Origin of the sequence: Streptomyces thermoalcalitolerans, assembly GCF_039525155.1 — a bacterium.
In the GTDB taxonomy this organism is placed as follows: Bacteria; Actinomycetota; Actinomycetes; order Streptomycetales; family Streptomycetaceae; genus Streptomyces; species Streptomyces thermovulgaris.
In genome coordinates this window covers 241709-260946 of sequence record NZ_BAAAHG010000001.1, presented here as the reverse complement: position 1 = coordinate 260946, position 19238 = coordinate 241709, and the positions used below count along the sequence as shown (strand labels likewise).

Here is a 19238-nt window from a genome sequence, read left to right as displayed (position 1 = left end):
TCAGTCATTCCTCGGCCGTCTCCATGCACGGCATCTCAGTCATCCCTCAGCCGGAGAGGTTCTCCGCATGTTCCTGACCATCACCACCACCGGCACCGCCGAACGACCGGCCACCGATCTCGGCTTCCTGCTGCACAAGCACCCGGACAAGGCCCAGGCGTTCTCCACCTCCTGCGGCACCGCGCACGTCCTCTACCCCGAGGCGGACGACCAGCGCTGCACGGCGGCGCTGCTGCTGGAGGTCGACCCGGTGGCCCTGGTCAGGCGGGGCAAGGGCAAGGGACGCGGCGGCGCACCCGACGCGGCGCTCGCGCAGTACGTCAACGACCGTCCGTACGCCGCCTCCTCCCTGCTCGCCGTGGCGCTGAGCAGCGTGTTCTCCAGCGCCCTGCGCGGGGTGTGCCACACCCGGCCCGAACTCCCGGGCCAGACACGCCCGTTGCGCATCGCGGTACCGGCCCTCCCCGCCCGCGGCGGCCCCGGCCTCGTACGGCGTCTGTTCGAGCCGCTCGGCTGGACGGTCACCGCCGAACCGGTGCCGCTGGACGAGGAGTTCCCCGAGTGGGGCGACTCACGGTACGTACGACTCGAACTGGAGTCCGAGGCGATGACCCTCGCCGAGGCCCTGCGCCACCTCTACGTCCTGCTCCCCGTCCTCGACGACGCCAAGCACTACTGGGTCACCTCCGAGGAGGTCGACAAGCTGCTGCGGTTTGGCGAGGGCTGGCTGTCCGAGCACCCCGAGCAGAACCTGATCACCAGCCGCTATCTCGCGCGCCGCTGGTCGCTGACCCGGCAGGCGAGGGAGCGCCTGGAGCTGGTGCGGCTGGCCGAGGCCGACGACAGCGAGGTCGACGAGCTGGACAACGCCGTGGCGGCCGAGGCCGAGACCGAGGCCGACGCTGAGGCCGGAGCCGCCGGAACCGGGGACGGGGCCGAGGGGAAGCCGGTACCGCTCGCCGTACAGCGCCGGGACGCGATCGTCGCGGCCCTGCGGGAGGCCGGCGCCGCCCGGGTGCTCGACCTCGGCTGCGGCGAGGGCCGGCTGGTGCAGGAACTGCTGAAGGACGCCCGCTTCACCGAGATCGTCGGCGTCGACGTGTCCATGCAGGCCCTCACCATCGCCGCCCGGCGGCTGAAGCTGGACCGGATGGGGGAGCGGCAGGCCGCCCGCGTCACGCTCCGGCAGGGCTCGCTCGTCTACACCGACAAGCTGCTCAAGGGCTACGACGCCGCCGTGCTCAGCGAGGTGATCGAGCACCTGGACCTGCCCCGGCTGCCCGCCCTGGAGTACGCCGTGTTCGGCACGGCCCGCCCCCGCACGGTTCTCGTGACCACCCCGAACGCCGAGTACAACGTCCGCTGGGAGACCCTCCCCGCCGGACACGTCCGGCACCGCGACCACCGCTTCGAGTGGACCCGCGCCCAGTTCGGTCAGTGGGCGCACTCCGTGGCCGGACGCCACGGCTACGACGTCGAGTTCCGCCCCGTGGGCCCCGACGACCCGGAGGTCGGACCGCCCACCCAGATGGCCGTGTTCACGCTCAGGGCCACCCGGGGCGAGGGCGCGAGCGGGAACGAGAGCAGGAACACCAAGAACAACAAGCGCGGGGACGAGTACGGGGACGAGGACGAGAAGGAGGCGACAGCGGCATGACCGAGACCCTGACCCCCACGCGGCAGGGCCGCGTCCTGCCCGTCACCGACCTCTCCCTCGTCGTCCTCGTCGGCGCCTCCGGCTCGGGCAAGTCCACCTTCGCCCGCCGCCACTTCAAGCCCACCGAGGTGCTCTCCTCCGACTTCTGCCGGGGCCTGGTCTCCGACGACGAGAACGACCAGAGCGCCACCCGCGACGCCTTCGACGTGCTGCACTACATCGCCGGCAAGCGCCTGGCGGCCGGCCGCCGCACCGTCGTCGACGCCACCAGCGTGCAGCAGGACGCCCGCCGCCCGTTGATCGAGCTGGCGAGGAAGCACGACGTGCTGCCCATCGCCATCGTGCTGGACGTCCCGGAAGAGGTGTGCGCCGAGCGCAACGCGGCCCGCACCGACCGGGCCGGCACACCGCGCCGGGTGATCCGCCGGCACACCCGCGAGCTGCGCCGCTCCCTGCGGCACCTGGAGCGCGAGGGCTTCCGCAAGGTGCACGTCCTGCGCGGCACGGAGGAGATCGAGAACGCCTCGGTCGTCACCGAGAAGCGCCTCAACGACCTCACCCACCTCACCGGCCCGTTCGACATCATCGGCGACGTCCACGGCTGCTCCGCGGAGCTGGAGGCCCTGCTCGGCAAGCTGGGCTATGTCGACGGCGTCCACCCCGAGGGCCGTACGGCGGTCTTCGTCGGCGACCTGGTCGACCGCGGCCCCGACACCCCGGGCGTGCTGCGCCGGGTGATGTCCATGGTGAAGTCCGGGAACGCGCTGTGCGTGCCGGGCAACCACGAGAACAAGTACGGGCGCCACCTCAAGGGCCGCAAGGTCCAGCACACGCACGGCCTGGCCGAGACCATCGCGCAGATGGAGAAGGAGAGCGAGGAGTTCCGGCAGGAGGTACGGGAGTTCATCGACGGGCTCGTCAGCCACTACGTGCTCGACGGCGGCCGGCTGGTCGTCAGCCACGCCGGTCTGCCGGAGAAGTACCACGGCCGCACCTCGGGCCGGGTGCGCGCGCACGCGCTCTACGGCGACACCACCGGGGAGACGGACGAGTTCGGCCTGCCGGTGCGCTACCCGTGGGCGGAGGAGTACCGCGGCCGGGCGGCCGTGGTCTACGGCCACACCCCGGTCCCGCAGGCCACCTGGCTGAACAACACCATCTGCCTGGACACCGGCGTCGTCTTCGGCGGCAGGCTGACCGCGCTGCGCTGGCCGGAGCGGGAGCTGGTCGACGTACCCGCCGAGCGGGTCTGGTACGAGCCGGCGAAACCGCTGCGCACCGAGGCGCCCGGCGGGCACGACGGGCGTCCGCTGGACCTCGGCGACGTGCACGGCCGCCGGGGCGTCGAGACCCGGGAGGCGGGCCGGATCTCCATCCGTGAGGAGAACGCGGCGGCGGCCCTGGAGGTCATGAGCCGCTTCGCCGTCGACCCGCGGCTGCTGCCGTACCTGCCGCCGACCATGGCGCCGACGGCGACCGCGAAGGCCGACGGTTACCTGGAACACCCCGAGGAGGCGTTCGCCCAGTACCGGGAGGACGGGGTCGCGCGGGTCGTGTGCGAGGAGAAGCACATGGGCTCGCGGGCGGTGGCCCTGGTCTGCCGGGACGCGGAGACGGCACGCGAGCGGTTCGGAGTGGACGGCCCCACGGGCTCCCTCTACACCCGCACCGGCCGCCCCTTCTTCGACGACCCGGCCGTCACGGAGGAGATCCTGGACCGCCTGCGCACGGCGATCACCGCGGCCGGCCTGTGGACGGAGCTGGACACGGACTGGCTGCTGCTCGACGCCGAGCTGATGCCCTGGTCGCTGAAGGCCTCCGGGCTGCTGCGCACCCAGTACGCGGCGGTCGGCGCGGCCTCCGGCGCGGTGTTCCCGGACGTACTGGCCGCACTGGAGGGCGCCGCGGCCCGGGGCGTCGACGTCACCGAGCTGCTCGACCGCCAGCGCGGACGGGCGGCCGACGCCGCCGCGTTCACGGCCGCCTACCGCCGCTACTGCTGGACCACCGACGGCCTGGACGGCGTCCGTCTGGCACCGTTCCAGATCCTGGCGGTCCGGGGCCGCAGCCTCGCCGGGCTGCCGCACGACGAGCAGCTGGCACTGATCGACCGCCTCGTCGCGCACGACGGCACCGGTCTGCTGCAGACCACCCGCCGCCTGTACGTCGACACCACCGACCCGGAGTCGGTGCGGGCCGGCGTCGACTGGTGGCTGGAGCTGACCGGGCGCGGCGGCGAGGGCATGGTCGTCAAGCCGCTGGACGCACTGGTACGGACCGAGCAGGGCCGCCTGGTGCAGCCCGGCATCAAGTGCCGCGGCCGCGAGTACCTGCGGATCATCTACGGTCCCGAGTACACCCGCCCGGACAACCTCGCCCGCCTGCGGCAGCGCTTCCTCCAGCACAAGCGCTCCCTCGCGATCCGCGAGTACGCCCTCGGCCTGGAGGCCCTGGCCCGGCTGGCCGACGGCGAACCGCTGTGGCGGGTGCACGAGGCGGTGTTCGGCGTCCTCGCCCTGGAGTCGGAGCCGGTGGACCCCCGGCTGTGAGACCCCGGCTGTGACGAGAAGGGGACCGGCCCGCTTTTGGGGGGCGGTCCCCTTCGAAGGCGGAGGCGGTCGGCTTCCGAGGGGGCGGTCTGTTTCCCGCCGGCGGGGAGGCATCCCGTCGGCGGGAAACCCCTCGTGGGGACGGATTTCATCAAGAGGACGAATCTCGCCGGAGGGATAAAGAAAGAGACACGGAAACGGGAGACCGGAGGGTGAAGCGGGCCGCCGGTGGCCAGGATGGAGGCATGGGATTCCACGTCGACTCCGAGGCCGGGCGGCTCCGCCGCGTCATCCTGCACCGGCCTGATCTCGAGCTCAAAAGGCTCACCCCCAGCAACAAGGACGAGCTGCTCTTCGACGACGTGCTGTGGGTGCGCCGGGCACGCGCCGAGCACGACGGGTTCGCCGATGTGCTGCGTGATCGCGGAGTCGTCGTGCACCTCTTCGGCGACCTGCTGGCCGAGACGCTGGAGAACCCGTCGGCCCGGTCGCTCGTCCTGGACCGCGTCTTCGACGAGAAGGAGTACGGGCCGCTCGCCGCCGACCACCTCCGGGCCGCGTTCGAGCCCCTGCCCTCCCGCGAACTGGTCGAGGTCCTGGTCGGCGGCATGACCAAGCGGGAGTTCCTCGAGGCCCACACCGAGCCGACGTCCGTGCGGTTCCATGTCATGGACCTGGACGACTTCCTGATCCCTCCGTTGCCCAACCACCTCTTCACCCGCGACACCTCCGCCTGGATCTACGACGGCGTGTCCATCAACGCGATGCGCTGGCCCGCCCGGCGGCGGGAGACCGTGCACTTCGAGGCGATCTACCGCTACCACCCCCTCTTCCAGAACGAGACGTTCCACATCTGGTCCGAGGGGCAGTCCGACTACCCGTCGACCATCGAGGGCGGCGACGTCCTGGTGATCGGCAACGGCGCCGTGCTCATCGGCATGAGCGAGCGGACCACCCCGCAGGCCGTGGAGATGCTCGCGTACAAGCTGTTCGCCGCCGGATCGGCCCGTACGATCGTCGCGCTCGACATGCCCAAGCGGCGTGCCGTCATGCACCTCGACACCGTGATGACCATGATCGACGGCGACACCTTCACCCAGTACGCCGGGCTCGGCATGCTCCGCTCCTACACCATCGAACCGGGCGCCGGCGACAAGGACCTGAAGGTCACCGACCATCCGCCGGAGCACATGCACCGCGCGATCGCCGCCGCCCTCGGGCTGAGCGAGATCCGGGTCCTGACCGCCACCCAGGACGTGCACTCGGCCGAGCGCGAGCAGTGGGACGACGGCTGCAACGTCCTCGCCGTCGAGCCCGGCGTCGTCATCGCCTACGAGCGCAACGCCACCACCAACACCCACCTGCGCAAACAGGGCATCGAGGTCATCGAGATCCCCGGCAGCGAACTGGGCCGCGGCCGAGGCGGCCCCCGCTGCATGAGCTGCCCGGTCGAACGGGACGCGGTGGGAAGCTAGTGACCTGGCCTGAGGCGGGGGTTTGTCGGTGGTTCCGCCGTTGTGGGTGACCGGAGGTCGGCGAGCCGCGCCGGAGGGGGGGATATGCCCTATCTGTCGGATTCGGTGAAACTGGCGAAACCAAGGCCCCTGCACCGTAAAACCGCAGGTCACACAGTCTGCTCCCCGCACACGCGGGGATGGCCCCTCGGTGACCGCTTCCAAAAACTCGCGCGGGTTCTGCTCCCCGCACACGCGGGGATGGCCCTACGAGTCGTGGTAGAGGTTCTCCTCACGCAGGCTGCTCCCCGCACACGCGGGGATGGCCCCGAGCTGACCGGCGAACATGCGGTCATAGCTGACTGCTCCCCGCACACGCGGGGATGGCCCCAAGCCCTCCGTGTTGGGCATGGCCTCCTTGGCCTGCTCCCCGCACACGCGGGGATGGCCCCGGGCCGCCCGCAGTGCTCTGCCCGTACTCGGACTGCTCCCCGCACACGCGGGGATGGCCCCTGGTGAGGATGGATGGGCTGGATGCCGGCCTCCTGCTCCCCGCACACGCGGGGATGGCCCCGTCTTGATCGGTGTCAGGACGTTCTTCTTGATCTGCTCCCCGCACACGCGGGGATGGCCCCATCGGTGACGCCAATCTGGGCAGCGGCACGGCCTGCTCCCCGCACACGCGGGGATGGCCCCGACGGAAAACCGCAGGTGGACCCCGAGTGCCGCTGCTCCCCGCACACGCGGGGATGGCCCCCCCCACGAGGTGGACCGCTCGACGTCACCGATCCTGCTCCCCGCACACGCGGGGATGGCCCCTCTTCCGGCGAGTTGTCCAAAGATCGGACGAACTGCTCCCCGCACACGCGGGGATGGCCCCACGTACCCGGCTTTCCGGGCCGCCTTCGCGCGCTGCTCCCCGCACACGCGGGGATGGCCCTGGCGACGTGACCGGGCCAGAACACCAGGTCACCTGCTCCCCGCACACGCGGGGATGGCCCCGGTCATGCGGCGGCTCCCTTGGCGGCGTCGAGCTGCTCCCCGCACACGCGGGGATGGCCCCCCCCCGCCGCCTAACTGCCCAACCGCCCCCGCCACTGCTCCCCGCACACGCGGGGATGGCCCCGGTCAGGGTCTCCAGCACCGGGTTCATGTCATCTGCTCCCCGCACACGCGGGGATGGCCCCTGCGGCCGGCTGTACCGGGAGACCCACGCGACCTGCTCCCCACAATGCTGGGATGGACCCCGGTTCTTTAATGCGGCATTCAGGTCCATGGTCTGCTCCCCGCGCACGCGGGGATAGCCCCGGAGCCGAGGCCGGGGCAGTGCCTTCAGTGGCCTGTGCGCTCGTTCGACCGCTTACGTCACCGCGGTCAGCGTCGCGTAGACCACGGTGTTGCCCAGGTAGCCGGTGCCCTTGACGTAGTCGCCGCCGCAGGTGATCAACCGCAGTTCGGGGCGGCCGGAGCTGCCGTAGACCTTCTTGCTGGGGAACTTCTTCCTGTCGTAGAGCTCGACGGCGCGGACGGTGAACACCGCTGTCTTCCGGTCCGTCCGGCTGATCTCGATGGTGGCGCCCTTGGTCAGGGCGCCGAGGCGGTAGAAGACGCCGGGGGCGCCGGTGGGGGTGTCCACATGCCCGGCGACGATGGCGGTTCCTGCCGAGCCGGGAGTCGTGCCGTCGCCGTACCAGCCGGCGGCGACATCGGCTTTGTCACGGGGTGGAGTCTGGAGCGTTCCCGCCGCATCCAGGCCCAGGGGTGTCATCGGGGCGTCCACGCCGATGGCGGCGATCCGGATCCGGACCGGATCGGCGGGAGGCAGCCCGCGGATGGTGGGGTGGACAGAGGGGAAGAGGGCCTGGGCCGCCGAGGGGCGCGGTGGCTTCTCGTTCCGTCCCCCGCTGAGCAGCAGCATCGCGCCTGCCGTCACCGCGCAGACCAGCAGGAGCACAACCGGGAGGGGCGGACGCCGAAAAGCGCTGGTGAAATCTTTGGGAGCCATCGCGGGGCCTTTGCTTCGCGGCGGGTGCGTTGCAACGGGTGGTGTGTGGGCCTCGGGGCGGACGGGTCTCGCGGCCACCGGATGCCTTTTCGTTTCCGGGGCCGGTTGCAGGCCCGGATGGATGGCGGGCGGTCGGCGGGACCGGACGGTCAGGTGCGGTTGCCGTGCGGTCGGCGGCGCATCCAGGCCATGCTCCCGGCGACGGCCGTGGCGAGCAGCCCACCGCTCAAGGCGAGCTTCATGCTCATGTCCATGTCGTCGGCCGGTCCGAAGCCGGCCCTGACCGAGCCGTTCGGGGAGCGGCCGACGACCCGGTACGTTTCCGTGATCTTGGTTCGCGGCGGACATTTCAGGGTGATGGTGTCGTTGCCCGGATCGGTCCCTTCCGGAATCTTGAACCGGCCGGTGAGCACCCCCTTCCGGTCACCGCCGAAGAGGTGGAACTCTCCGCCCACTTCCGACCAGCCCTTGCCGTAATCCGCGTCAGGGTCACAGGCTCCGGTAATGACCGTGACCGTGGAACCCGGGGAGGCATTTCCCGGGTCGATCCAGATGTCCGGGCCATCCGCGGCAGCAGCGGCCGGAGTGTGCAATCCGAGGGCGCCGAGAGCCAGGACGATGCCCGCGCCCATGTGTGTACAACGCATGCGAATCCTCCAACGGAACAATGTCCGGCTTCTCTGCACGGCATCTCTGCTGTGTTCCGCTTACGAGGCAACCGACAACCCGTCAGCCCCGCAACCTGAGACATCGCCACATATGTCGTCCAGTCAGACGCCATGGGTGTTCTCTTTTGATCGCTTATGCAGGTCACCGACGCGAAGATCATTGACATGCATCACCCGGAGTCTCGTCCCCATAACGGTGGCAGCCGACCGGGTGGCCTTGCGCGGTATGGGCCGCCTCGGGCAGCCACGCCCGACGGAGGGCCGCCCCGTGACAAGCCGTCGGATGGCCGACCCGTCCGGCACTCATGCGCGATGGAGCAGAGCCGGAGTCACTTGATGAGCGGTGGGTGCCAGAGGGCTGCTTGCGAGGATTACGATTGAAGGTGCATGATCAATGGTGCGGACTTCCGCATAGGGGCATCATCGCTGCAAGCCGCCGGGCCCGTCGTGGGGGGCAAGGGTTCCGTTGAGACTCACGCCCGCTGGGCATGGAAACACAAACTCCTCAACAGGCATGGCGAGATCCATCCGCTGACGTTCGGTTGGAATTCACGCCCGTAGGGCATGGAAACGTTCCTACTCCGACGATCCAGGCGCTCGCCTGGACCGCCTGTTCCGTCGGGGTTCGCGTCTGTGGATCGCGAAAGATTTCTCCGGTGAATGCGCGGAGTCCCGTACAGTGCACAATCACACGGGCGCCGGTGCAGGGAATCCGATGCCCGGAGAGTGTCCGGAATCGGCGCCCGGAATCGGGAGGCTCCGCGCTTTCGAAAATGTTCGGTCACTCCGCCAGTTCGGTTTCCACCATGCCGAGGCCGTGGGTGGTCTGGGCGCCCACTCCCGCGAGGTCCGCGTAGACGGTGAGTGCCGTGAACAGAGGGGCCGCTTCGGTGCGGTGTGTGCCGGTGAGCGTGTACTCGACGTGGCCCGTGAAGGTGATGCGTGTGCCTCTGCCGGGGGCGAGCCGGTGGGTGCCCGACTGGATGCCGACCGAGGCGATGGAGACGGTGTCCAGGAGAAGTTTCTGTTCGGACTCGGTGATGCGCGTGGGAGCCGGTGCGTAGGTGTTCCAACGGCGGATCAGGCCGTTGTAGAGCAGCGTCGGATCGGGCAGGGGGTACCAGCGGCCGGCGCGGGCGAAGTAGGTGGGGGAGCGGAAGGCGATCAGGGCGCGGCGGGCCGGTGGCAGATGGCGCAGGGCGGGGTAGGGGACGAGGTCTTCGCAGGCGTCGACGAGGCGGAAGAACTGGGAGCCGAAGCGGAGGCGGTCGCCGATGTGCCGGTCGAGCCGGGGGCGGTCGGTGTCGGTGAGCCAGCCGATGCGGAGCAGCGCCCGGCCGTGGCCCAGGTCCATGAGGGGGGTGACGCTGTAGGGCTTGGTCTGGGCGTGGTGGTCGCCGTCGGCCGGCTCGACGAGGGCGGCGGTGGCCGCGTGCAGATGGGCGGGGGAGACGGGGCCTGCGGTCTCGGGGCGTTCCGCGGCGAGGGTGAGGGTCCAGCGTGAGGGCATCAGGCTTCCGGGGCGGGTCCGGGAGAGGCGGGAGGGCCGCGGGCCAGGGCGCGGCATCCGGTGGGGTTTCCGTGCGCGTCGCGGACGACGAGGGTCGGCACTAGGGGGTGTCGTTTGGATCAGGCCGGCTCCGATGGACGGTGCCTTGTGACCGGGGTGAGCGGGGTTCGGTGCGTGCAGATGCAAGGCGGAGGAGGGAGTCGACGCGGAGCGTCGGCGAGTGACGACAACGCCGCAGATGGGCGTGCCGAACTCCGCGACCTGCGGCATGGTCCAAACGGCACCCCCTGGGAGGCCGTCGCGGTCGGGGCAGGCGTTGGCGACGAGGCGGGAGACGATGTACCAGGTGCCGGCCGTGGGGGAGGGCAGGTTCTCGACCCGGCCGTGGCCGATGCGCAGGAGCGGGAGGCGTGTGCCGGGTACGGCGCCTTCGAGGCGGTGCTCCTCGGTGAGGCGGGCCGGTGGCGGGGTCGGCGGGAATTCCTGGAGGAGCCGGTCGTGCGCGTCGAGGACACGCACGGGATGGGGGTGAGGTTGACGAGGCGGACGGGTGTCATGAGTCCGGATCGGCTCGTACGAAGGTGAGCGGGGACTCGCCGGGAACCTCGACGAGGTGCCAGGTCCTCTCGGTGAACTCCGGTGGAAGGGCTGCCGCGCTTCTTTCCTGCGGATCGCGGAGGATCGTGCGGCGTTCCGTGACGGTCACTTCCTCGGGGAAGCCGGGGGCGAGGGGCACTCCCGCGGCGTCGAGGACGTCGTCGGCGGCGGCCGGGGTGAGGACGGCGGCGTAGAGGATGCCGGGTGCGTCGAACCGGAGGCGGACGAGACGGTCGCCGGTCCGGTTCCAGGCCCACAAGTGGGTGGCGGCGACCGGGAGTTCGTCCGGCGGGGTGTCCTGCAGGTGGATTCCGTCGAAGTCGGTCCAGGTGCAGGCGCAGCCGGAGAGGAGCGCACGGGCCTGGGGCCAGGTGAGGCGCCCGTAGCCGTGCAGGAGCCTGGTGGTGGTCCGGGCGGCGGTCTCGGTGGCGGTCTGTGTCATGCGGTCGCTCCGGCCGGGATGCTGCGGGTGAGGGTGGCCCTGGCCTCGGAGGCGAGCCTGGCCAGGAGGTCGGGCTGGGTGCAGCGCAGGGTGCCCTGGCCGCGTGTGGTGCCCTTGCCGAGGCCGATGAGACCGTCGTGGAGGTCCTGGAGGGCGAGGGTGAGCGCGGCGAGCGCGGGGGCGGGGAGGGCGTCGGGGGCGCGGTCGGTTTCGATGGCGAGGGTGAGGGTTCCGGACTCGGCGACTTCCTCGGTGTACAGCAGCCCCTCGGCCGCGCCGCCGGTGAAACGGTCCAGGGCGACGTGCTGCCGCTTGACGACGGTCACGTCGCGCAGCGGGGTGTCGGGGAAACGGAGGGCGCCTCGGGCTCCTCCGCCGTCCTTGCCGGTCCAGCCGAAGACCTGGCAGGCAGGGCAGGTGCCGCAGGTGTCGTTCAGGCCCGGGCAGGCGTCGTGGCCGGTGGAGCGCAGGATGTAGGCGGTGCGGTGGCGCAGCAGACCCTTCCAGGTGGTACCGGGCACGTAGGGAGTGCCCGTGTGGTCGCGCAGGAGGAGTGCGGCCTGGGGGCCGGTGGTGCCGTCGTCCGAGGCGGAGACGGGGGCCGTGGTGGCGTTGCCGATGTGGAGGGCGTCGACGATGCGCCAGGTGAGGACCGGCAGGACGGTACGGGCGCCGGCGCCGGTGCTTGCCTGCTTGAGCGCGACCGGCTGGAGCGCGACCGCCTCGAAGAGGGCGGGGCCGCCGTGGGTGAGCCAGAGACGGCGGTCTTCCCTGGTGGTCAGGTCCAAGACGGCCTGCTCCAGGGAGACGGTCGTGGTGGTGCCGTGGCCGGTGGTGCGGCCGCCGCCGATGACGGGGTTCCAGGTGGTGAGGTGGTCGAGGACCGTCCGGTGGTGCTCCGGCGCGTCGACCTGGATCCAGCAGGTGATCCGGCAGCCGGGCTGCAGCAGTTCATGGGTGTGGAGAAGGCCGGTGGCCGCGGCGGCGCGGCGGGGGTCGACGGCGGTCCGGGTGCGTGCGGTGAGGGCCGGCTCGTCGAGGCGTGTGCCCAGGAAACGGACGGGGGAGGGGCGGCCCTGGGTGGTGTGCTCCTCCTCGTAGCCCATGAGGAGGCGTTCGGTCTCCGGGCCGGAGGTGGCCCGTACATGGGCACGGAAGGACCCGGCGAGCGAGCTGGGCGGGATCCATGGATCGCCCCAGCCGTCGCGTGCCACTTCGCGGAGGGTGCCGATGAGACCGTCGTGCTGCTCGGGTGCCGCCACGGAGGCCGGGCTGTCGAGCCTGAGGACGATCCGGGCCAGGAGGAGGGATGCGGTCACCAGGAACGCTCCTTGCGGACGCGGGCTTGGAGTTCGGCGACGGCCTTCTCCAGCATGCGGAGATCGCCGGTGGCCAGCTTGCGCAGACCTAGTTCGAGGACGCCCTGCCGGAGACCGGCCAGTTTCTCGGCGCGCTTGGACTGGAGGAAGGCCAGGTCCGGTTGTTGTCCTCGGCGGCGCAGCGTGAGGCAGGTGTGGAGCTTGTCCAGGTACCAGGTGCAGTCCTCGGGAAGGTGGTCATGCAGTTGCCGTGCGACGCCAACGGCCATGTCCTCCTTCTCCGGTGCCTGCCGGACGACCGCGGGCCGCGGCATGCGCCACGGTCCCAGCGCGATCCAGCCGAAGCCCTCGGCGCGGCGCAGCCCGAGCCCGTGGTCGAGAAGACGGCGCAGGCCCTCGGTCGTGGGGGTGGAGCCGAGTGCCAGCCGGAAGACGCTGCCGGCGGTGACGGCGAGTTCCGCCGGCTTGGGCAGGTTGGTGAGGGCGTTCCAGCCGCCGATGGACTCACGGCGGACCCAGGCGCGGTCGAGGGTGACGTCCACGCCGAGGAGTTCGGAGAGCAGCCCGGTGTCGGGCCGGGATGTGGGTCGTCCCGCGGCGTCCACCAGGAAGGCGGGGCTGACGAGCCGTACGATCAGACACCCCTTGGTCACCAGGAAGGCCGGATCGGGTGCCGGGGCCGGGAGGTCCTCGGCCTCGTAGAGGGCGCCGCCTGCGGTGCTGCGGCGGCCGCCCACCCGCAGGGGCCGGGTCTGAAGGAGCCAGGGATCGACGGGTTCCCCGGGCGGGGTGATGATGCGGCCGGTGAAGGCACGGCTGATGCCTCCGCGTCGCGGCTTGAGCGCCCGCCGGGTGAACAGCAGCCCTTCCTCGGCTCGTTCGCGGTCGTCGAGCCGTACGTGGGTCTCCTGGGCGATGTGGTCGTCGACGCCGAAGAACTCGACTTCGCCGCGGCCGTTCTGGGTGCGGCCGCGGCAGGCGGTGCACTCAGGCTGTCGGGCCAGGGGGGTGGGGTCGGTCGCCTGGTCGTGGAAGAACTGCTCGCATTTCTCCTCCTTCGGCCGGTACTTGCAGCGCAGGACGGACAGCGGGACGACGTCCGAGTGGGCGTCGAGCAGCGGGCCGTAGCGCACCGGTCCTTCGAAGAGGCGCAGGAAGTGGTCGCGGGCGGCCGGGTCCGCCTGCTGCGGCGGACCGTACTGGGCGATCCAGGAGGCGGCCAGGGCGCCGCGCAGGACGGAGCCGGGAATGTGCCGGTGGGTGTCGACGGGAGCCGTGCCCCGGGGCCGGCGGCCCAGGGCGGCGATCTGATCGAGTCGCAGGGTGACCTCAACCACGACGGGCCTCCTGCCGGATGGTGGGGGAAGTCTGACGGGGGGTGGAAGGAGCCGGCTGGGCGGACGTATCCGCGCTCGTCCGGGCCCGCAGGGCCTCGAAGCGGTCGAGCAGGGCGTCGTCGAGGCGAGGGGCGAGGGGGGTGCAGGTGACCCAGCCCAGGCCCCTGCGGCGATCGCCCCCCAGGGAGTGGACACCCGCGGCGGCACACGCGAGGACGGTCAGGTGCTCGTCGGTCTCGTCCGGTGACAGCGGAGCGGCTTTGGTGACGGCGAACTCGGCGGTGCGGGCCCAGTGTTCGTCCGCGACGAACAGGTGGTTCTCCTGGGCGACGCCCAGTTCGGTGTCGATGGCGATGCGCGCCCGGGGTTTGCGTGTGACGCCGTCGGGAGGGAAGACGGCGTCCGACCAGTACCAGGGCGACGGCCGACGTGCCGCGCCGAAGACCCGGTCGATCAGAGGGCCGCCGTCCGGCAGGAGCCGGCGGGCGCTCGCCCGCATCAGGCCCTTGAGTGAGGCGCTGGGCAGCGGATTGTCGTCGTCGACGGTGGCCACGCCCAGGCGGGTCAGGCCGGTGCCGACCCGGAACGGGCCGTGGAACTCGATCCGGACGACGAGCTGCTGCGGCTGAGGAGCCGTGGTCAACGCCACCACCTCGCGATGTCGAGGGCCTGCTGGAGCCCGATGGGGGCCTGGTCGGCCAGGAAGGGCTCGACGACGTCCCTGCGGCCCAGACGGTCCAGATGCGCCTCGGTGGCCGCCGCGGCATGGGGAGCCTGGTGACGCAGGTGTGCCGCGAGGGCGTGCCGGCCGGACTCGGGCAGGGCGGTCAGCGCGTCGAGATCCGACTGGTGTTCCTCCAGGTCGGCCAGGCACAGGGCGTGTGTGGGGTGGCCCGCGGTGTGGTCGTAGAACGCCACCGACTCCTTCTTTCCATGGACCAGTCTCTTGGCTGCGGCGAGGCAGGAGGCCGCGTCCTCGACGACCAGGTGGAAGGGCAGCTTGTGATGGGCGAACACCAGCCCGGCCGACGCGGACAGCGGGGGCAGTCCGGGAACGTCCGCCTCGGCGCGCACCGCTTTGGTGCGTTCGGTGAAGGAACGCAGGTAGTGACGGACGAACGGCCAGGCGCGGTCGGCGGGCAGGGACAGCAGCACGTCGTCACCGCCGACGAGGTACGGGATGACGCACAGCATGTCCCCGTCCTCCTCCGGCCGGCGGACAGCGGCTGCGGCTTCGGCGAGCGCGTCCCGCGTGGCCTGGTTCAGGCCCCGGGAGATCCTCGCCTTGCTCTCGGCGGAGAGCCTCCTGCCGTGGTGCGCGAGCTTCTCGAAGAAGTGGCCGAACGCGTTGCCGTCGACGAACACCGTCGCCACATGATTGCGGTCGGTGTCCTTCCCGCCCAGGGCGGCCAGTTCGGGAAGCTCCTTGGGTCTGGCGGGAGTTCCAAGCCTCTTCTGCAGCTCGTACTCGGCGGTGCGGGCGTCCTCGCGGGTCCGGTGGGCGAAACGCATCATGCAGTCCGGGCACAGGTACGGCCTCTCGCCGTCGCCGAGATGCACCCTGTCCCTCGCGGGATCCAGATGGCACCGCTCGCAGATGCGGGCGTAGGGGAGCTCCGAGACGGGCGGCAGGTCGCTGAGCACGTCTCCTTCCCGCAGCCGGGGGCCGATGGTCGTGCGGTGGGCGTCCAGGTAGCTGGTGTCCACGGCCCAGACGGCCTGGAACTCTGCGGCCGGCAGACGGGCACGCAGATGCCGGAAGACGCGGCCGGCCGTGTCGCGTGCCAGCCGGTCGGCCTCCTCCTCGCTGTCCGGGGCGTCCAGGACGAGGTTGACGACGCCGTCCGCCTCACCGGCCTCCGTGTTGAGCGAGGCGCCGAACAGACGACGGATCTCCTGGTCCTCGAGCCGGGTCGCCTCGGCCAGGGCCGCGCTCGCGCCGCGCCGGCCGCGCAGATGGGTGGTGCGGGAGAGGTAGCTCTGGATGCGCACACCGGAGACGTCGAGGTAGAGCTTCTTCCGGGTCATCGTGTGCGGCCTTTCCGTGGGGCGTCGTCACCGGAAGACTCTTCGGGCATCCAGGCCAGCGTCTGGTCCTCCTCGGTCGGGTCGGGAAGGGGAATCAAGGGCCTTTTCTCCTTGGCCAGCTGAATGCCCTTCGAACGCTTCCAGAAGGCGAACCCCGGTTCGAGGTTGCCGGTGGCGATGTCTCCGTCGATCAGCCGCTGCTCGGTGGGGTACCAGACCTGTTCGGACGGCACCCGGTCCAGGGTGAGCACCGACTGGACGGCCTTCCAGGTGCCGTGCACCTCCGGAAGCTCCCCGGTGACGCGCTTCCGGAAGGCGGCGACGGCTTCCTCGGCGTCGAACGGGGCCTTGGAGCCGGTGCGGGTGGTGTAGCGTCCCGCCGCGTCGGTGAGCTCCAGCGCGGTGATGCGGCCCGTGCAGGCCCCGAACCCCAGCGGCCTGCCGCCGCCGACCGCGTACCCGGTGCCCTCGCCGAACAGCAGCGACGGATCGAGCGCGGCCAGGAGCCCGCCCACCTCCTCGGGCAGCAGACCGTCCACGTGGACGGAGAACGAGAACACCGGACCGGCCTCCACGTACTCCGCGCGGGAGGCCATCTCCCCCTCCCAGGTGCCGGACCGGACACGGAAGTACGGGCGTTTGTCCGCCCTGCCGGTCAGCCAGTACTGCTTGCGGCCGCGCAGCCGCCGGGGCGGGCCTCCCGTCTCGTCCGCGGCGGATCCCCACTCGCGCAGCGGGTACGCGCCGTCCTTCTCCTTCGGAAGAGGCACCTGCGGGCGCGGCTGCAGATAGAACTGACCGGCTCCCGGGCGGGGCCGTCCCAGCGGGGGGAGGTCGGCCCACCGCGTCCGCGGGACCGAGGGGCCGGTGGGGAACGCGTCGGAGAAGCGGACGTGCCCCCGGTAGGAGGCCTGCCGCTGCTCGGGGCCGTCCGCCTCCGAGGTGTCGGCCGAACCGAAGACCCGGCAGGTCGGGCAGAGACTGTCCACGTCCTCGCACGGCAGCAACGCCTCCGGCACCCGCTCGCCGGCCCTGAACCGGCCGTGGTGGCGCCAGACCTCCGCCAGGCTGAGATCCGTGACCTCGTCCTCGGCACCGCGGCCGCGCCTGACCCACACCACCTGGCCGGGCAGCAGCCGGGGAGTCACACGGTGGCGGAGGCCGACCAGCCGGCCCCGGTGGTGGACCTCGACCAGCTCCGGCTCGTCACCGGCCCCGGGAGCGGAGGCGGCCGGTGCGCCGCGACGCCGGTCGCGCCGGTCCTGTCTGACCTCGTCGGCGTCGGCGACGGCCCGCTGGAAGTTCTCCCACGCCTCCTCGGTCGGCAGGGCCGACTGGGAACCCGCCGGGCCCTCGGGGAGCTCGCCGACGGCACACCAGAAACCGTCGTTCTCCGTCCGGGTGCCGGTGTCGCCGACCAGGACGACCCATCCGTCTCCCTGCCGCACCTCCTCGATGGCCCTGCCCCGGGCCCGGTCGCGCGGTCCCTCCCGCTTCCAGTCGGAGATGTGGACGCGTACGCCCGTGCGAAGCGCCCGTGCGTCTCCGCCGAGAGCCCGCTCGACCAGCTCCTCCGCCTTGGCCCACACCACTCGTGTGCAGACCCTGAGACGGGGGCGTCCGTCGTGTTCCACCCCGGTGACCAGGGCGAGGGTCCAGTCGTCGCCCTTGGGCCTGACCGGGTCCCGGTAGCCGGGCCGGAAATCGGCGTCGAACACCCTCAGACAGCCGCCCGCGATCAGTTCGTGGAGCGACCGCACGGCACCGGCCAGCGACGAACCGGGCACGAACGGCACGGCCGGGCCTCCGCCGTCGGGGCTGCGACGAGGAAACCCCTCCTCGCCCGTGCGGATGCCGCGGACGAGGAGCGGGGCCCGCAGGGTCAGCTCGACGTCGATCCTTCCGCTCAGCCGGCCCGGACCCAGCCGGTCGTGGTGGTGCGGGGTGCGCCGGAAGGCGGTGTTGCCGTCGAGTTCGGGCAGGGGGACGAACGTGTACGGATTGACGAACCCGGCGTACTGGGTGCGGCCCTCGGGAGGCACGGACGGCTGCTTCTCACGGACCACGGGCTCCTTGTACGGACGCAACCGAGGAGTGCCGAGCCCGGGTGGGGAGGCGGCGGCCCGCCCGGCCGGGCCCGGTGTTCCCGTACCGCTGCCCGTGCGGGGCGGGCCCGGTTTCGGAACCGCCGGCCCTGCCTGAGCAGAGGGCGGAGGAGCGGGCTTCGGCCGGGCTCCCGCCCTTGGAGGGCCGGGTTTGGACGGAGCGGGCCTGGGAGGACCGGGTTTGGGCGGGCCGGGCTTTGGGCCGGGAGCGGAAGAAGACGTCATGCGGTCACTCCTGGGAGGTTCGGGCCGTGTCCCTGCTCCGGGATCCGGCCGCGGGCCTGGGAATCCCCGTCCCATGGGACGAGCGTGGCGTTCTTCCCGAGCAGTGCGCCCAGCGCCAGCACGAACCCGGTGGGGCCGTCGGTGAACAGCCAGGTGTCGGTGATGTGGTGGTCGTGCACGTCCTTGCGCCATGTGGTGAAGACGTGCCGGACCAGGGCCTCGTGGCAGCGGAGCTGGTCGGGGACGTTGCCGGCGCGTGTGGTGATCACTCGCGCCAGTGCGCACGCGGACGGCTCCCCGGGCGGGACGCGGGGAATCCGGTACCCGTTGCTGCGGCCGCTCCGGGCGGCCTCGAGCGCCTTCGGGGTGATCGCGTTGTTCTCGAACGACACGATCAGGGCCAGGCGCTTCGGCCGCCCCGGGGACCCGGTGTCGTCCTGGCCGGCCTCGAGGACCTCCAGCCGTGAGGGCTCCCTCTGCGTGGAGAGCACCTGCTCCTCGAGCAGGCGCAGTTCCTCCGTGGTGGGCGCCTCCTTCAGACGGCTGTCGAGGCGGAGCATCCTGAAGGCGACCTGCCCTTGCTCCTCCGACATGCCCATCAACGAACCGTTGAGGACCAGCGGGGGACTGTCCTCACCGCGCTCGGTGAAGACCCGTACGCGCTCGGCGGGCTGGTTCCAGAGGATCTTGCCCAGTTCGTAGGCGTGGGGGTGGGGGGCGTTGACGTAGAAGGAGACGTTGCGGGGCACCTCCGCCGCCGTCCCGGCCGCCTCCTCCAGGCGTGCCTGCACGACCCGGTGGGTGATGGTCACCGGGTCGATCCCGGTGGTGCCCTGCAGAAGGTAGGAGGGCTCCACCACGAAGCATGTGTCGTGATGCCGCTTGGCGTGGTCGACCATGGCCTGGACCCGGGAGTGGTGCCACCGCTCGTTGCCGCCGAGGTACAGGACGATGCCGACGCCCTCCTTCCCCCGCAGCTTGTGCTGGGCCACCGACACCACCACCAGGCCGAGCAGGGCCCAGACGAGCATGCCGGGCAGGCTGCCGTCCACCCAGGGGATGAGCTGCACGAGATCCGGTACGAGACCGAGGGCGAGCGCGGCACCGCCCGCGCCGAGAACCGTCCAGAGCCCCTCGGGGGTGGACAGGAAACGTACGAGCCACAGGCGCCGCATCCGGCGTAAGAGACCGCCCACTGAAGTCCCCCCACTCCAGTCCGCCTGCTTCGTCCGGTACGGCAGAGACGGACGATCCGGTCACGTCTCCGCCTCTCCTGCGGCTGCCGGAGTGCACCGGCGGTCACGAGGGACGGACGTCGAATGGTGACTACTCATAGCAGAGT

13 protein-coding genes and 1 CRISPR repeat array are annotated in these 19238 nt (G+C 71.4%); of the genes, 3 read left to right on the top strand and 10 right to left on the bottom strand.

Annotation, left to right across the window (positions count from 1 at the left end; translation table 11 throughout):
* Nucleotides 1–67 precede the first annotated feature (67 nt).
* The 3 genes from ABD224_RS01025 to ABD224_RS01015 all read left to right on the top strand — a co-directional run bounded on the left by ABD224_RS01025 (nucleotide 68) and on the right by ABD224_RS01015 (nucleotide 5681).
* The gene (locus ABD224_RS01025; protein ID WP_344045628.1) at nucleotides 68–1657 is read left to right on the top strand and encodes a 3' terminal RNA ribose 2'-O-methyltransferase Hen1; all 1590 of its coding nucleotides are present in this window, start codon (nucleotides 68–70) and stop codon (nucleotides 1655–1657) included.
* Complete coding sequence (locus ABD224_RS01020) at nucleotides 1654–4206, top strand: polynucleotide kinase-phosphatase (protein ID WP_344045626.1); 2553 nt, start codon at nucleotides 1654–1656, stop codon at nucleotides 4204–4206. The genes ABD224_RS01025 and ABD224_RS01020 overlap by 4 nt, the downstream gene beginning before the upstream one ends.
* 245 nt (nucleotides 4207–4451) lie before the next feature.
* Nucleotides 4452–5681: an arginine deiminase gene (locus tag ABD224_RS01015; RefSeq protein WP_344045624.1), complete on the top strand. Its 1230-nt coding sequence runs from the start codon at nucleotides 4452–4454 to the stop codon at nucleotides 5679–5681.
* A gap of 158 nt (nucleotides 5682–5839) precedes the next feature.
* Nucleotides 5840–6847: a CRISPR direct-repeat array (repeat unit 29 nt; unit sequence CTGCTCCCCGCACACGCGGGGATGGCCCC).
* A 173-nt stretch (nucleotides 6848–7020) separates the two neighbouring features.
* On the opposite strand, the gene ABD224_RS01010 is transcribed toward ABD224_RS01015, so the two are convergent.
* From ABD224_RS01010 to ABD224_RS00965, 10 genes are all read right to left on the bottom strand, one after another.
* Nucleotides 7021–7578, bottom strand: coding sequence for a class F sortase (locus ABD224_RS01010; RefSeq protein ID WP_344045783.1), 558 nt, complete (start codon nucleotides 7576–7578; stop codon nucleotides 7021–7023).
* 236 nt (nucleotides 7579–7814) lie between these two features.
* Nucleotides 7815–8297 (bottom strand): sortase, encoded by a 483-nt coding sequence (locus ABD224_RS01005; RefSeq protein ID WP_344045622.1) that lies wholly within the window; start codon nucleotides 8295–8297, stop codon nucleotides 7815–7817.
* Between the two features lie 817 nt (nucleotides 8298–9114).
* Nucleotides 9115–9843 (bottom strand): CRISPR system precrRNA processing endoribonuclease RAMP protein Cas6, encoded by a 729-nt coding sequence (gene cas6, locus ABD224_RS01000; protein ID WP_344045620.1) that lies wholly within the window; start codon nucleotides 9841–9843, stop codon nucleotides 9115–9117.
* Between the two features lie 553 nt (nucleotides 9844–10396).
* A complete protein-coding gene (locus ABD224_RS00995) occupies nucleotides 10397–10882 on the bottom strand; it encodes a hypothetical protein (protein ID WP_344045618.1) in 486 nt (161 codons plus the stop codon).
* On the bottom strand, nucleotides 10879–12201 hold the full coding sequence (locus tag ABD224_RS00990) for an RAMP superfamily CRISPR-associated protein (protein WP_344045616.1): 1323 nt from the start codon (nucleotides 12199–12201) through the stop codon (nucleotides 10879–10881). The genes ABD224_RS00995 and ABD224_RS00990 overlap by 4 nt, the downstream gene beginning before the upstream one ends.
* Nucleotides 12198–13538, bottom strand: a complete 1341-nt coding sequence (locus ABD224_RS00985; protein WP_344045614.1) for a type III-B CRISPR module-associated Cmr3 family protein — start codon at nucleotides 13536–13538, stop codon at nucleotides 12198–12200. The genes ABD224_RS00990 and ABD224_RS00985 overlap by 4 nt, the downstream gene beginning before the upstream one ends.
* Complete coding sequence (locus ABD224_RS00980) at nucleotides 13531–14181, bottom strand: RAMP superfamily CRISPR-associated protein (protein WP_344045612.1); 651 nt, start codon at nucleotides 14179–14181, stop codon at nucleotides 13531–13533. The genes ABD224_RS00985 and ABD224_RS00980 overlap by 8 nt, the downstream gene beginning before the upstream one ends.
* Complete coding sequence (locus ABD224_RS00975) at nucleotides 14178–15566, bottom strand: Cas10/Cmr2 second palm domain-containing protein (protein WP_067398479.1); 1389 nt, start codon at nucleotides 15564–15566, stop codon at nucleotides 14178–14180. Before ABD224_RS00975 ends, ABD224_RS00980 begins: the two co-directional genes overlap by 4 nt.
* The gene (locus ABD224_RS00970; RefSeq protein ID WP_301477574.1) at nucleotides 15563–17632 is read right to left on the bottom strand and encodes an RAMP superfamily CRISPR-associated protein; all 2070 of its coding nucleotides are present in this window, start codon (nucleotides 17630–17632) and stop codon (nucleotides 15563–15565) included. The genes ABD224_RS00975 and ABD224_RS00970 overlap by 4 nt, the downstream gene beginning before the upstream one ends.
* Before the next feature lie 260 nt (nucleotides 17633–17892).
* On the bottom strand, nucleotides 17893–19092 hold the full coding sequence (locus ABD224_RS00965; RefSeq protein WP_344045607.1) for a hypothetical protein: 1200 nt from the start codon (nucleotides 19090–19092) through the stop codon (nucleotides 17893–17895).
* Nucleotides 19093–19238: the final 146 nt, after the last annotated feature.